The organism is Mycobacterium sp. HM-7 (assembly GCF_053852335.1).
This window is the reverse complement of the sequence record NZ_CM132657.1, coordinates 1,351,199-1,365,444: the sequence shown is the minus strand read 5'-3', so window position 1 is coordinate 1,365,444 and position 14,246 is coordinate 1,351,199. Positions and strand designations below refer to the sequence as shown.

The 14,246-nt window shown below is 62.2% G+C and carries 9 protein-coding genes and 2 rRNA genes; 1 reads left to right on the top strand and 10 read right to left on the bottom strand.

The genetic code is table 11. The features are described from left to right. Positions 1-86: 86 nt before the first annotated feature. From ACWW1C_RS06640 to murA, 3 genes are all read right to left on the bottom strand, one after another. A 23S ribosomal RNA gene (locus tag ACWW1C_RS06640) occupies positions 87-3,194 on the bottom strand. A gap of 427 nt (positions 3,195-3,621) precedes the next feature. Then, positions 3,622-5,138: ribosomal RNA gene (locus ACWW1C_RS06635) — 16S ribosomal RNA — on the bottom strand. The 16S and 23S rRNA genes sit together here, the layout of an rRNA operon. Before the next feature lie 391 nt (positions 5,139-5,529). Beyond that, complete coding sequence (gene murA / locus ACWW1C_RS06630; RefSeq protein WP_455982695.1) at positions 5,530-6,783, bottom strand: UDP-N-acetylglucosamine 1-carboxyvinyltransferase; 1,254 nt, start codon at positions 6,781-6,783, stop codon at positions 5,530-5,532. Between the two features lie 71 nt (positions 6,784-6,854). Between murA and ACWW1C_RS06625 the strand changes: the two genes are divergently transcribed. Then, positions 6,855-7,454: a cob(I)yrinic acid a,c-diamide adenosyltransferase gene (locus ACWW1C_RS06625; protein WP_455982694.1), complete on the top strand. Its 600-nt coding sequence runs from the start codon at positions 6,855-6,857 to the stop codon at positions 7,452-7,454. Between the two features lies 1 nt (position 7,455). Here ACWW1C_RS06625 and ACWW1C_RS06620 read toward each other — a convergent pair whose 3' ends face one another. The 7 genes from ACWW1C_RS06620 to ACWW1C_RS06590 are packed head-to-tail and all read right to left on the bottom strand — an operon-like array spanning position 7,456 to position 14,245. Continuing rightward, complete coding sequence (locus ACWW1C_RS06620; RefSeq protein WP_043397045.1) at positions 7,456-7,902, bottom strand: DUF2550 domain-containing protein; 447 nt, start codon at positions 7,900-7,902, stop codon at positions 7,456-7,458. 7 nt (positions 7,903-7,909) lie between these two features. Further along, positions 7,910-8,275: a F0F1 ATP synthase subunit epsilon gene (locus ACWW1C_RS06615; protein WP_064857757.1), complete on the bottom strand. Its 366-nt coding sequence runs from the start codon at positions 8,273-8,275 to the stop codon at positions 7,910-7,912. A gap of 36 nt (positions 8,276-8,311) precedes the next feature. Beyond that, positions 8,312-9,742 (bottom strand): F0F1 ATP synthase subunit beta, encoded by a 1,431-nt coding sequence (atpD, locus tag ACWW1C_RS06610; protein ID WP_455982693.1) that lies wholly within the window; start codon positions 9,740-9,742, stop codon positions 8,312-8,314. A gap of 24 nt (positions 9,743-9,766) precedes the next feature. Next, positions 9,767-10,687: a F0F1 ATP synthase subunit gamma gene (locus tag ACWW1C_RS06605; protein ID WP_455982692.1), complete on the bottom strand. Its 921-nt coding sequence runs from the start codon at positions 10,685-10,687 to the stop codon at positions 9,767-9,769. Between the two features lie 7 nt (positions 10,688-10,694). Next, a complete protein-coding gene (gene atpA / locus ACWW1C_RS06600; RefSeq protein ID WP_455982691.1) occupies positions 10,695-12,344 on the bottom strand; it encodes a F0F1 ATP synthase subunit alpha in 1,650 nt (549 codons plus the stop codon). 35 nt (positions 12,345-12,379) lie between these two features. After that, positions 12,380-13,720 (bottom strand): F0F1 ATP synthase subunit B/delta, encoded by a 1,341-nt coding sequence (locus ACWW1C_RS06595; protein WP_455982690.1) that lies wholly within the window; start codon positions 13,718-13,720, stop codon positions 12,380-12,382. Then, positions 13,721-14,245 (bottom strand): F0F1 ATP synthase subunit B, encoded by a 525-nt coding sequence (locus ACWW1C_RS06590; protein WP_455982689.1) that lies wholly within the window; start codon positions 14,243-14,245, stop codon positions 13,721-13,723. Between the last annotated feature and the right edge of the window lies 1 nt (position 14,246).

Here is a 14,246-nt window from a genome sequence, read left to right as displayed (position 1 = left end):
TGTGGTCTGTTCGACTGTTGTGTGGATTGTGGTTGCGCGCATTGATGTGCGAATGTTCTTGGTTTACACACTGGTTCTTTTTTGGTGTGTGTAAGTTTTCGGCCGGTTAGTACCAGTTCCCTGAATCTATTGCTAGATGTGCAGGTCTGGCCTATCGATCCCGTGGTCTGCGGGGGGCCTTATCCCTCTAAAAGGGTGAGAAACCTGGTCTTGGAAGAGGTTTCCCGCTTAGATGCTTTCAGCGGTTATCCTGTCCGAACGTAGCTATCCAGCGGTGCCCCTGGTGGGACAACTGGTAGACCAGAGGTTCGTCCGTCCCGGTCCTCTCGTACTAGGGACAGGTTTCCTCAAGTTTCTGACGCGCGCGGCGGATAGAGACCGAACTGTCTCACGACGTTCTAAACCCAGCTCGCGTGCCGCTTTAATGGGCGAACAGCCCAACCCTTGGGACCTGCTCCAGCCCCAGGATGCGACGAGCCGACATCGAGGTGCCAAACCATCCCGTCGATATGGACTCTTGGGGAAGATCAGCCTGTTATCCCCGGGGTACCTTTTATCCGTTGAGCGACACCCCTTCCACTCGGGGGTGCCGGATCACTAGTCCCGACTTTCGTCCCTGCTCGACTTGTAGGTCTCGCAGTCAAGCTCCCTTGTGCACTTACACTCAACACCTGATTGCCGTCCAGGTTGAGGGAACCTTTGGGCGCCTCCGTTACATTTTAGGAGGCAACCGCCCCAGTTAAACTACCCACCAGGCACTGTCCCTGGACCGGATATACGGTCCGAAGTTAGAAGCCCAATACGATCAGAGTGGTATTTCAACAACGACTCCACACACACTGGCGTGTGCGCTTCACAGTCTCCCACCTATCCTACACAAACCGTACCGAACTCCAATACCAAGTTGTAGTGAAGGTCCCGGGGTCTTTTCGTCCTGCCGCGCGTAACGAGCATCTTTACTCGTAGTGCAATTTCGCCGAGTCTATGGTTGAGACAGTTGAGAAGTCGTTACGCCATTCGTGCAGGTCGGAACTTACCCGACAAGGAATTTCGCTACCTTAGGATGGTTATAGTTACCACCGCCGTTTACTGGGGCTTAAATTCTCCGCTTCACCCCCGAAGGAGTTAACAGGTCCTCTTAACCTTCCAGCACCGGGCAGGCGTCAGTCCGTATACATCGTCTTGCGACTTCGCACGGACCTGTGTTTTTAGTAAACAGTCGCTTCTCACTGGTTTGTGCCACCCCCTCCCGCTGCCGGCCGCGAAGGCCTTGACGGTATGGAGGTCCCCCTTCTCCCGAAGTTACGGGGGCATTTTGCCGAGTTCCTTAACCATAGTTAACTCGTACGCCTTAGTATTCTCTACCTGACCACCTGTGTTGGTTTGGGGTACGGGCCATGTGTGCACTCGCTAGAGGCTTTTCTTGGCAGCATAGGATCACCGAATTCGCCTCACTCGGCTATGCATCACCTCTCAGACATATGAACGACGGATTTGCCTATCGTTCGTCCTACAGGCTTACCCCGGTATTACCACTGACCGGTACGGCTACCTTCCTGCGTCACCCCATCGCTTGACTACTACCCACCAGGGTCCCACGCAGCCGGCAACACGTGATCCCCGAAAGGATCATCACGTGCCATTTGGATGGTTAGCACAATGGATTCATCACGGACGCACACACACGGGTACGGGAATATCAACCCGTTGTCCATCGACTACGCCTGTCGGCCTCGCCTTAGGTCCCGACTCACCCTGGGCGGACTGGCCTGCCCCAGGAACCCTTGGTCTTTCGGCGGGCAAGGTTCTCACTTGCCTATTCGCTACTCATGCCTGCATTCTCACTCCCACACCCTCCACAGCTCCATCACTAGGCTGCTTCACTGGATGCAGGACGCTCCCCTACCCATCCTTGCGGATGCCGCGACTTCGGCGGTGTGCTTGAGCCCCGCTACATTATCGGCGCACAATCACTTGACCAGTGAGCTATTACGCACTCTTTCAAGGGTGGCTGCTTCTAAGCCAACCTCCTGGTTGTCTTCGCGACTGCACATCCTTTTCCACTTAGCACACGCTTAGGGGCCTTAGTCGGCGATCTGGGCTGTTTCCCTCTCGACGCACGGAGCTTATCCCCCGCCGTCTCACTGCCACGCTTTTGTCTTACCGGCATTCGGAGTTTGGCTGACGTCAGTAACCTGGTGAGGCCCATCGGCCATCCAGTAGCTCTACCTCCGGCAAGAAACACGCAACGCTGCACCTAAATGCATTTCGGGGAGAACCAGCTATCACGGAGTTTGATTGGCCTTTCACCCCTACCCACAGCTCATCCCCTCAGTCTTCAACCTAAGTGGGTTCGGGCCTCCACGCGGTCTTACCCGCGCTTCACCCTGGCCATGGGTAGATCACTCCGCTTCGGGTCCAGAACACGCCACTACACCCTTACGGGATACGCCCTATTCAGACTCGCTTTCGCTACGGCTACCCCCCACGGGTTAACCTCGCGACATGTCCCTGACTCGCAGGCTCATTCTTCAAAAGGCACGCCATCACCCCACCACGAAGGAGGGCTCTGACGGATTGTAGGCACACGGTTTCAGGTACTATTTCACTCCCCTCCCGGGGTACTTTTCACCATTCCCTCACGGTACTAATCCGCTATCGGTCATCAGAAGGTATTTAGGCTTACCGAGTGGTCTCGGCAGATTCACAGCAGATTTCACGGGCCCGCTGCTACTCGGGAACACCATCAAGGCAGACATCGGGTTTTCACGTACGGGACTCTCACCCTCTACGGCAGGCCATCCCAAGCCACTTCCGTTAACCACGACATTTTCTTACTGCCCTCCAGCCGGATAGAACTGGAAAGATAGGTCCCACAACCCCGCACACACAACCCCTACCCGGTATCACATGCATACGGTTTAGCCTCATCCGCTTTCGCTCGCCACTACTCACGGAATCACAATTGTTTTCTCTTCCTACGGGTACTGAGATGTTTCACTTCCCCGCGTTACCTCCCACACCCTATATATTCAGGCGTGGGTAACACGACATAACTCGTGCTGGGTTTCCCCATTCGGACATCCTCGGATCAACGCTCGGTTGGCAGCTCCCCGAGGCATATCGCAGCCTCCTACGTCCTTCATCGGCCTCTGATGCCAAGGCATCCACCATGCGCCCTTAAACACTTACGACACAAAAAACCAATTGAAAACAAGAATCAAAATTGCACATCAACACACCCAGAACACACAACCCGGAAACCGAAGCCTCCAGGCGCATCATTCTGCGTGCATTAGATGCTCGCAACCACTATCCACAAGTCAAACACCACACCCCACCACCAAAACCGGTGAGGCAACAACAACCCCCACCACCCCCAACGGGACGGTGTCTCCCACCCACCAGGGCAGAAGCGAACGGGCCTGTTGTCTCAGGACCCAACAGTGTGTCTGGCAATTTCTTCGATCAACGTGTCATCCCAGCTGATCAGCGTTCGTTGTCATATGCACCCGCCGGACAAGCCCACTACAGGCGCCGGCGACAATCCCAACCACCAATTCCCGCAATTTGTACGGGGATGGGGGAAACCCCGAAGGGCATGTAAATGGTGCTCCTTAGAAAGGAGGTGATCCAGCCGCACCTTCCGGTACGGCTACCTTGTTACGACTTCGTCCCAATCGCCGATCCCACCTTCGACGGCTCCCTCCACAAGGGTTAGGCCACCGGCTTCGGGTGTTACCGACTTTCATGACGTGACGGGCGGTGTGTACAAGGCCCGGGAACGTATTCACCGCAGCGTTGCTGATCTGCGATTACTAGCGACTCCAACTTCACGGGGTCGAGTTGCAGACCCCGATCCGAACTGAGACCGGCTTTCAAGGGATTCGCTCCACCTCACGGATTCGCAGCCCTTTGTACCGGCCATTGTAGCATGTGTGAAGCCCTGGACATAAGGGGCATGATGACTTGACGTCATCCCCACCTTCCTCCGAGTTGACCCCGGCAGTCTCTTACGAGTCCCCGCCATAACGCGCTGGCAACATAAGATAGGGGTTGCGCTCGTTGCGGGACTTAACCCAACATCTCACGACACGAGCTGACGACAGCCATGCACCACCTGCACACAGGCCACAAGGGAACCGACATCTCTGCCGGCGTCCTGTGCATGTCAAACCCAGGTAAGGTTCTTCGCGTTGCATCGAATTAATCCACATGCTCCGCCGCTTGTGCGGGCCCCCGTCAATTCCTTTGAGTTTTAGCCTTGCGGCCGTACTCCCCAGGCGGGGTACTTAATGCGTTAGCTACGGCACGGATCCCAAGGAAGGAACCCACACCTAGTACCCACCGTTTACGGCGTGGACTACCAGGGTATCTAATCCTGTTCGCTCCCCACGCTTTCGCTCCTCAGCGTCAGTTACTGCCCAGAGACCCGCCTTCGCCACCGGTGTTCCTCCTGATATCTGCGCATTCCACCGCTACACCAGGAATTCCAGTCTCCCCTGCAGTACTCTAGTCTGCCCGTATCGCCCGCACGCCCACAGTTAAGCTGTGAGTTTTCACGGACAACGCGACAAACCACCTACGAGCTCTTTACGCCCAGTAATTCCGGACAACGCTCGCACCCTACGTATTACCGCGGCTGCTGGCACGTAGTTGGCCGGTGCTTCTTCTATAGGTACCGTCACTCGCGCTTCGTCCCTATTGAAAGAGGTTTACAACCCGAAGGCCGTCATCCCTCACGCGGCGTCGCTGCATCAGGCTTGCGCCCATTGTGCAATATTCCCCACTGCTGCCTCCCGTAGGAGTCTGGGCCGTATCTCAGTCCCAGTGTGGCCGGTCACCCTCTCAGGCCGGCTACCCGTCGTCGCCTTGGTAGGCCATTACCCCACCAACAAGCTGATAGGCCGCGGGCCCATCCCACACCGCAAAAGCTTTCCACCACACCCCATGAAGAGCGTGGTCATATTCGGTATTAGACCCAGTTTCCCAGGCTTATCCCAAAGTGCAGGGCAGATCACCCACGTGTTACTCACCCGTTCGCCACTCGAGTACCCCGAAGGGCCTTTCCGTTCGACTTGCATGTGTTAAGCACGCCGCCAGCGTTCGTCCTGAGCCAGGATCAAACTCTCCAAACAAAAACGTCCCATCCAAAGACAGGCAGAATTCGAATCAGAAAAATCCGATCACAAACAAAAGACACCAAACAAACTGGCATCAAAAAAACAACCACACCCCACAAACGGGAAAACACGGAGTGCAGTCAAAAAACAACAAACAAAAACCACCAAACACACTATTGAGTTCTCAAACAACACGCCGTTTTCGGGCAACCCCACCAACCTACTATCTCTTGGTCGGGCTGTCAAGCTCTTGCTCTGGGCTTTTTTGGCCCCGCTCGCTGCTGACTTGGAATACATTAGCGGGCCGATCTTGATTTTACAAAACGGCTGCATACGGGCGGTTTTTGGCCGAAAACGCGTCGCAGAGCAGTCCGTCGGAACGCTCAGCGCGACACGCCAACCGCCGTCAACTGACCCGTTCGACCTCCGCGCCCAGACTTACGAGGTTCTCCACGAACAACGGGTACCCCCGGTCGATGTGGAAAACGTCGTGAACCTCGGTATCGCCATCCGCGACCAATCCCGCCAACACCAGGCCGGCGCCCGCACGAATATCCGATGCCCACACCGGCGCACTCGACAACTGCGGAATTCCGCGAACCACCGCGTGATGTCCGTCGGTCCGGGCGTCGGCGCCCAGGCGGATCATCTCCTCGACGAACCGGAACCGGGCTTCGAACACGTTCTCGGTGATCATCGATGTGCCCTCGGCGATGCAAGCCAAACCGATGGCCATCGGTTGCAGGTCGGTCGGGAACCCCGGATACGGCAACGTCGCGACATTGACCGCCTTCGGCCGTTCGTACTGCACCACGCGGAAACCGTTGTCGTGCTGCGTCACGGTCGCGCCGGCATCGTGAAGTTTGTGCAGCACGAGCTGCAGGTGTTGCGGGTCCACCCCCGTGACGGCGACATCGCCCCGCGTCATCGCCGCGGCAATTCCCCAGGTCGCAGCCACAATCCGGTCACCGATCACGCGGTGCTCCGTCGGATGCAGCTTGTCCACGCCGGTGATGGTCAGGGTCGAGGTCCCTCCCCCGCTGACCTTGGCACCCATCTGGTTCAACATGTCGCAGATATCGACGATGTCGGGTTCGCGCGCCGCGTTGTGGATGACCGTCACGCCCTCGGCGAGCACGGCCGCCATCAAGATGTTCTCGGTCGCACCAACGGACGGGAATTCGAGCTGGATCTCTGCCCCGCGCAGGTGGTCCGCTTCCGCGACCACGCAACCGTGCTCGATATTGCATCGGGCGCCCAGTTGCCGCAGACCGGATTGGTGCATGTCCAGCGGCCGCGACCCGATCGCATCGCCACCGGGCAGCGCAACTTTCGCCTTCTTGCAGCGCCCCACCAACGGACCGAGCACACACACCGAAGCGCGGAACTGCCGGACCGCGGCGAAATCCGCGTCGTACTTGGGCTCGTCCGGTGAGGTGATGCGGGCAACATCGCCTTCGAGCTCGACGGTGGCACCTAGTCCGCGGAGCACCTCCGCCATCAACGGCACATCCAGGATGTCCGGGCAGTTGGTGATCGTGGTGGTGCCCTCGGCCAACAATGCCGCGGCCATGAGCTTGAGCACGCTGTTCTTCGCGCCCCCCACGGCAACTTCGCCGGACAGCCGGCTACCCCCAGCCACCACGAAACGCTCGCTCACGCGGCTAAGTGTAAACAGCGGCGAGGGCCGGTGTCAGACAACGAACGGGTCACCGCGAGTACGGTTTGACCATGGCCGTGCACCTGACCCGCATCTATACCCGGACCGGTGACGATGGGTCGACCGGACTCAGCGATTTCAGCCGAGTGTCGAAGAACGACGCGCGCCTGGCGGCGTATGCGGACTGTGACGAAGCCAACGCCGCCATCGGCGTCGCTGTCGCCGCGGGCGCACCCGACGCACGAATTCGCTTGGTACTGCTGCAAATTCAGAACGATCTGTTCGATGCCGGCGCCGATCTGTCAACGCCCGTGGTCGAGAATCCGGAATACCCGCCGCTGCGGATCACGCAGCCGTACATCGACCGGCTGGAAGCCTGGTGTGACGAGTTCAACGAGCCGCTGTCGAAGCTCACGTCGTTCATCCTGCCCGGCGGCACTCCGCTGTCGGCGTACCTGCACGTCGCCCGCACCGTGGTCCGGCGCGCGGAGCGAGCGGCCTGGCAGGCGATCGATGAACACGGCGATGCGGTCAGCGTCCTGCCGGCCAAATACCTGAATCGGCTGTCGGATCTGCTGTTCATCCTGTCCCGGGTCGCGAACCCGGACGGTGATGTGTTGTGGCAGCCCGCCGCGGGACGCGGCAACGGGGACACCGCGGCGGGGTCGTGATTCAGACCGCGCGGCGACGGGACCGCGGCGACGGCCGGGCCTCGAGCCACGACGTGAAGGCCGTCAAAGCGCCACGGTCCAAAGCGATTTCGTAACCGCTGCGTCGTTCGGGACTGTTGTCGCGCAGCTCGAGAATGACCGTTTCGATGGTCATGATGTCGAATTCGTCGCCCCGTGGGGCGCGGCGCCCGACGACTTCCAGGCCGCGACGGGACAGCGTCCGGTCAGGCCACCAGCGCAGGCTCGACAAACGATAAAAGCCGGCCTCACCACCGCGGTAGCGCATGACTCCATGCCGCCACCCGTGGCCGCCGGCAGCTGGGTAGTCGCGCAGGATGGCGGCGGTACCGCCAACCTGACGCAACTTCCACAGCCGATAACTCAGCGCGGCAACAGCCAGCACCAACACGCCGACGAGCGCGACCATCATCAACATGGACGCGCTCATCGGGGTATCAGTCGAGCTGGCCTACGGCGCGCAGACGCGCCCGGCCCCACGCAGCGGTCGCCTCGTCGTCCGACGCGGCATCGGCCTTGGCCGCATGCGCATCGATCTCCGACTCCAGCGCCGCATCTTCGACCAGAATCCGCACGGTCTCCTCGGTCACCGAGAGGAACCCACCGGACACCGCGATCCGCAGATCATCCTCGCCCTCACGCTCGACCCGGACCATCGCATCGTCGACCAGCTGGCCGACCAACGGGATGTGCCGGGGCAGGATGCCGATCTCGCCGGCGGTGGTGCGAGTGAAGACGAATGTGGCCTTACCTGTCCACAGCGCGCGCTCGACGGCGACGATCTCGACGTCCATTTCGGCCATGTCACACCACCTCTCGTGCTCGGGTAACTACGGTCGTCACAGCTTGGCGCCGAGGCTTTCGGCCTTCTTCGCCAGGTCGTCGAGACCACCGATGAGGAAGAACGCCTGCTCCGGCAGGTGGTCGAAGTCGCCCTTGGCGAGACGGTCGAACGCCTCGATGGTCTCCTTCAGCGGCACCGTCGAACCCGGCTGGCCGGTGAACTGCTCGGCGGCCATCATGTTCTGGCTCAGGAAGCGCTCGATCTTACGGGCGCGGTACACCAGCACCTTGTCCTCTTCCGACAGTTCGTCGATACCGAGGATGGCGATGATGTCCTGAAGGTCCTTGTAGCGCTGCAGGATTCGGATGACTTCCTGAGCGACCCGGTAGTGGTCGTCGCCGACGATGCTGGGGTGCAGGATCGTCGAGGACGACGCCAGCGGGTCCACGGCCGGGAAGATGCCCTTGGAGAACACCGCACGAGAAAGCTCGGTGGTGGCGTCCAGGTGGGCGAACGTCGTGGCCGGGGCCGGGTCGGTGTAGTCGTCGGCGGGCACGTACACGGCCTGCATCGAGGTGATCGAACGACCACGGGTCGAGGTGATGCGCTCCTGGAGCTCACCCATCTCGTCGGCCAGCGTCGGCTGGTAACCCACGGCCGAAGGCATACGACCCAGCAGGGTCGAGACCTCGGAACCGGCCTGGGTGAACCGGAAGATGTTGTCGATGAAGAGCAGCACGTCCTGGTTCTGCTCGTCGCGGAAGTACTCGGCCATGGTCAGGGCCGACAGGGCGACGCGCATACGGGTGCCTGGCGGCTCGTCCATCTGGCCGAACACAAGGGCGGTGTCCTTGAGCACGTTGGCGTCCGCGAGCTCGACCCACAGGTCGTTACCCTCACGGGTGCGCTCGCCGACGCCGGCGAAGACGGAGGTACCACCGAAGTTGCGGGCAATACGGTTGATCATCTCCTGGATCAGAACCGTCTTACCGACACCGGCACCACCGAACAGGGCGATCTTGCCACCACGCACGTACGGCGTGAGCAGGTCGACGACCTTCAGACCGGTCTCCAGCATCTCGGTGCGGGGCTCCAGGTCGGCGAAGGCCGGGGGCTTGCGGTGGATGGACCAGTGCTCGAAATCCTTGCCGTAACCCGGCTCGTCGAGGCAGTCACCCAGGGCGTTGAACACGTGGCCCTTGACGCCGTCGCCGACGGGCACCGAGATCGAGGCACCGGTGTCGCGAACCTCGGTGCCACGCACCAGGCCGTCGGTCGGCTGCATCGAGATGCAGCGCACCAGGTTGTCACCGAGGTGCTGGGCGACCTCGAGGGTCAGGGTCTTGGCCAGCGCACCGAACGTGATGTCGGCGTGCAGGGCGTTGAACAGTTCGGGCACCGAGCCACGCGGGAATTCGATGTCCACCACCGGGCCGGTGATGCGAACCACGCGACCAGCGGTCTTGGTCTCTACGGCAGAAGTCATTTCTCTCTTCGCTTCCTACGGGGCCTATTTCGCGTCGGCCAGCGCGTTGGCGCCACCGACGATTTCGCTGATTTCCTGGGTGATCTGGGCCTGGCGCTCGCGGTTCGCGGCGAGGGTCAGGGCCTTGATCAGGTCGTCGGCGTTGTCCGTTGCCGACTTCATGGCGCGTCGACGCGAAGCCGACTCCGAGGCCGCGGCCTCAAGCAGTGCCGCGTACACACGGGTCGCGATGTACCGCGGCAGCAGCGCATCGAACAGCGCGTCCGCGCTGGGCTCGAACGAGTACAGGGTGTGGATGCCGGTCGGCTCCCCCGTGTACTCGACGGCCAGCGGCGCGATCCGCACGGCCTCGGCGGTCTGCGACAGCATCGACTTGAACTCGGTCGAGACGATGTGGAGTTCGTCGACACCCAAGATGCCGTCGGCTCCCGGTCCGTCACCCTCGTCGTCGGCGCCGGCCATGAACGCCGTCACCAGGGTGTCGGCGATTTCCTTGGCGTTGACGTACTCCGGACGCTCCGAGAAGCCGGTCCAGGAGTCGGCGACGGCGCGCTGGCGGAAGCTGTAGTAGCCCAAGGCCTTTCGGCCGACGACATACAGCACCGGGTCCTTGCCCTCGTTGCGCAGCAACGTGAACAGTTCCTCGGCCCGACGCAGCACGTTGGCGTTGTAACCGCCGCACAGGCCGCGGTCCGACGACACCACCAAGACCCCGGCACGACGCGGGTTCTGCCGCTCCACGAGCAGCGGGTGATCCAGCGCGCTGGCGCCCGCAAGCTCGGTGAGCATGTTGGTGATCTCAGTGGCGTAGGGCCGGGCCGCGTCGACCCGGGCCTGCGCCTTAGCGATCCGCGACGTGGCGATCAGCTCCTGTGCCTTCGTGATCTTCTTGATCGACGAAGCGGATTTGATTCGCCCACGTAGCTCGCGCAGTGTGGCTGCCATTGGTTACCTAGGCCTTCTTCGGTGCCGGCTTGTTGACCTTGACCGACTCCTGGCCCAGCTCAGCGGGGTCCAGGGCCTCAGCCTCGGCCTCCTTCACGACGACCGAGCTACCGTCGGTGGCCGCGAAGCCCTTCTTGAAGTCGTTGATGACGGTGACCAGCTTGGCCTCGCCCTCTTCGGACAGCTTCTTGGTCGACTTGATGCCATCGAGGATGTCGGCGTGGCTGGCCTTGACGTGCTCCAGGAGCTCGTCAACGAAGCGGGTGACGTCCTCGGCCGGAACCGAGTCCAGGTGGCCCTGGGTACCGAGGAAGATCGCGACGACCTGGTCCGAGACAGCCATCGGGCTGTACTGCGGCTGCTTGAGCAGCTCGACGAGGCGAACACCACGGTCCAGCTGGGCCTTCGAAGCGGCGTCCAGGTCCGAGGCGAAGGCCGCGAAGGCCTCCAGCTCGCGGTACTGCGACAGGTCCAGACGCAGCGAGCCCGCCACCTCTTTCATCGCCTTGATCTGGGCGGCACCACCGACGCGGGACACCGACACACCGACGTTCACGGCGGGGCGCACACCCTGGTTGAACAGGTCGGACTCCAGGAAGCACTGGCCGTCGGTGATCGAGATGACGTTGGTCGGGATGAACGCCGAGATGTCGTTGGCCTTGGTCTCGATGACCGGCAGACCCGTCATCGAGCCACCACCGAGCTCGTCGGACAGCTTCGCGCAACGCTCCAGCAGACGCGAGTGCAGGTAGAAGACGTCACCCGGGAAGGCTTCGCGGCCCGGCGGGCGACGCAGCAGCAGCGAGATCGCGCGGTAGGCGTCGGCCTGCTTGGACAGGTCGTCGAACACGATCAGGACGTGCTTGCCGTTGTACATCCAGTGCTGGCCGATGGCCGAGCCGGTGTACGGGGCCAGCCACTTGAAGCCGGCGGGGTCAGAGGCGGGAGCCGCGACGATGGTCGTGTACTCCATGGCGCCACCCTCTTCCAGCGCGCGCTTCACGCTGGCGATGGTGGTGCCCTTCTGGCCGATGGCGACGTAGACGCAGCGAACCTGCTGCTTCGGGTCGCCGGTCTCCCAGGCCTCGCGCTGGTTCAGGATGGTGTCGACGCAGACGGCGGTCTTGCCGGTCTTGCGGTCACCGATGATGAGCTGGCGCTGGCCGCGGCCGATCGGGGTCATGGCGTCGATGGCCTTGATACCGGTCTGCAGCGGCTCGCTGACGCTCTGGCGCTGAACCACGCTGGGGGCCTGCAGCTCGAGGGCACGACGGGTCTCGGCCTTGATCTCGCCCTGGCCGTCGATGGGCTCACCGAGCGGGTTGATGACGCGGCCCAGGAACTCGTCGCCGACGGGCACCGAGAGCACCTCGCCGGTGCGCTTGACCTGCTGGCCCTCTTCGATCTTCTCGAAGCCACCCAAGATGACCGCACCGACGTTGTGCTCGTCGAGGTTCAGGGCCACGCCCAGAACGCCGCCGGGGAACTCGAGCAGTTCCTGGGTCATAACCGAGGGCAGACCCTCGACGTGTGCGATGCCGTCACCGGCGTCGACGACGGTGCCGATTTCCTCGCGATCGGTCGAGGCCGAGAACGTCGTTACGTAGTTCTCGATGGCACCTTCGATATCAGCAGCCGAGATTGTCAACTCTGCCATGGTTTTTGGTCTTCCTAGTCTTGGGTGTTTCGGAGTTAGTCGGGCAGCCGGTTGGAGGCGGCAGCCAGTCGTGACGAGATGGATCCGTCGATCACCTCGTCACCGACGGTGATGGTCAGACCACCGAGGAGGCTCGGATCGACATGCAGCTGGATGGACACCGGGTGGCCGTAGATGCGGGTGAGGACCGACGTGAGTCGGGTCCGCTGGGCATCGGACAGGGCTGCGGCCGCTTCGACGTGGGCAACCACCTCACCGCGGCGGGCGACTGCCAGCTCGGCCAGATCGAGGACTGCCTGGTCGGCACGTTCGCCACGCAGCAGGCTCACGGTCTGCGTCAGCAGCGCCTTGACGGTGCTGTTGACCGAGCCGTTGGCACCGGTAAGGACCTTGTCCAGCAACGCAACTCGGCCGTCGACCGGGGTGCCGTAGTCACCGAGCAGCGTCGAGAGGCGCGGCTGCGCGTCCAACACCCGGTTGAAGCGGAACAGCTGGTCCTCGACCTCGGCGACGTCACCGCTGACCTCGGCCCGCTTGATCAGCGCCAGGCGAGCGATGTGCTCGACGGCGTCGACCAGGTCGGACTGCTCCGACCAGCGCGACGACACCGCGGAGCGCAGCAGCTCCAGGGCGGGGGCGCCGATCTTGCCGGACAGCACCGCGTCGAGCAGTGCGACCTTGGGGGCGGGGTTGTCGGCAGGCTCGGCCAGGTGCCGGTCGAGGTTGACCTCGGTCAGCAGCAGGCGGGCGACGGCGGCCAGATCATCGGACAGCGCGGTCAGCGCGGCCGCATCCAGACCACCCGCGGCGGCGTCGAACTTGCCGACCAGAGCGGTCAGCGAGTCCCGGCTCGCGGCCCGCAGCTTCACCTCGGCGTGGGTACCGACCTCGGCGGAGGACGGCGCCATCTGCTCCAGATCGGCGAGGAAGCGGTCGACGGTACCGGCCTGTGCGGCGGGCTCGGAGACGTACTGGCGCACCAGTTCGTCGGCCTTGGCCACCGAATCCGCACCCAGCCCCTGACGGAGCTCGCGGATGACGCCCTGGCGCATCAGCTCGACGTGCTGGCCGCCCTGCGCCTTGATCCGCTCGGCGTCGATGCCGGCCTGCTCGGTGAGCTGCTCGACGATGCGCTGCGAATCGTGCCGCGCCTCGTCGGTCACCTTGCTCGACTCAGCCTCGGCGTCGGCAAGAGCCTTGGCGTGCATCTTGTCGGCGTCCGCGAGTTTCTGTGCGGCTTCGGCACTTTCGGCCAGCGCGACGCGAACGGCTTCCTGCTGCTTGGCCATCAAGCCCTTCACCGGAGGCACCACGTACTTCCAGATGATGAACACGATGACGGCAAAGCCGATCAGCTGCCCGATGAAGATTTCCATCTACTGGCTCCCGCCTGATTTCACGTCAGACGCCAACTCGATGCCGAGGATCCGGCTCGCCAGCGTCTGGGACAGGTTGTCGACCGACGACTGCAGTTCGGCCTCTGTGGACTGTCGCTGTGCGGACAGTGCCTGGTCGGCACCCTTGAGGGTTTCGGCCACCTCACCACTCGCCGCTGCACGCGCCTGGTCGACGACCTTGCGGCCCTCGTTGCGGGCCTCGTCGCGGATGGCCGAAGCCTCCGTGCGAGCACCCGCCATCGCCGCGTTGTAGTCCGCCTCTGCGGCGGCTACCTGCTCAGCCGACTTCCGGTTGTCAGCGGCGGTCTTGGCCAGCATTTCCTCGCGTTCGACCAAAACCTTGCTGACAGGTGGCACAACCCACTTGCCGATCACGCCGAGCACGATCAGGAAGATGATCAGCACGACGAAGAAGGTCGCGTTGGGGATCAGGAAGTTCTGACCCCCGCCGCCTTCCGCTGCTGCCTGGCCCGAGGCCAGGATGGTTGCGCTCAACTCACCCATG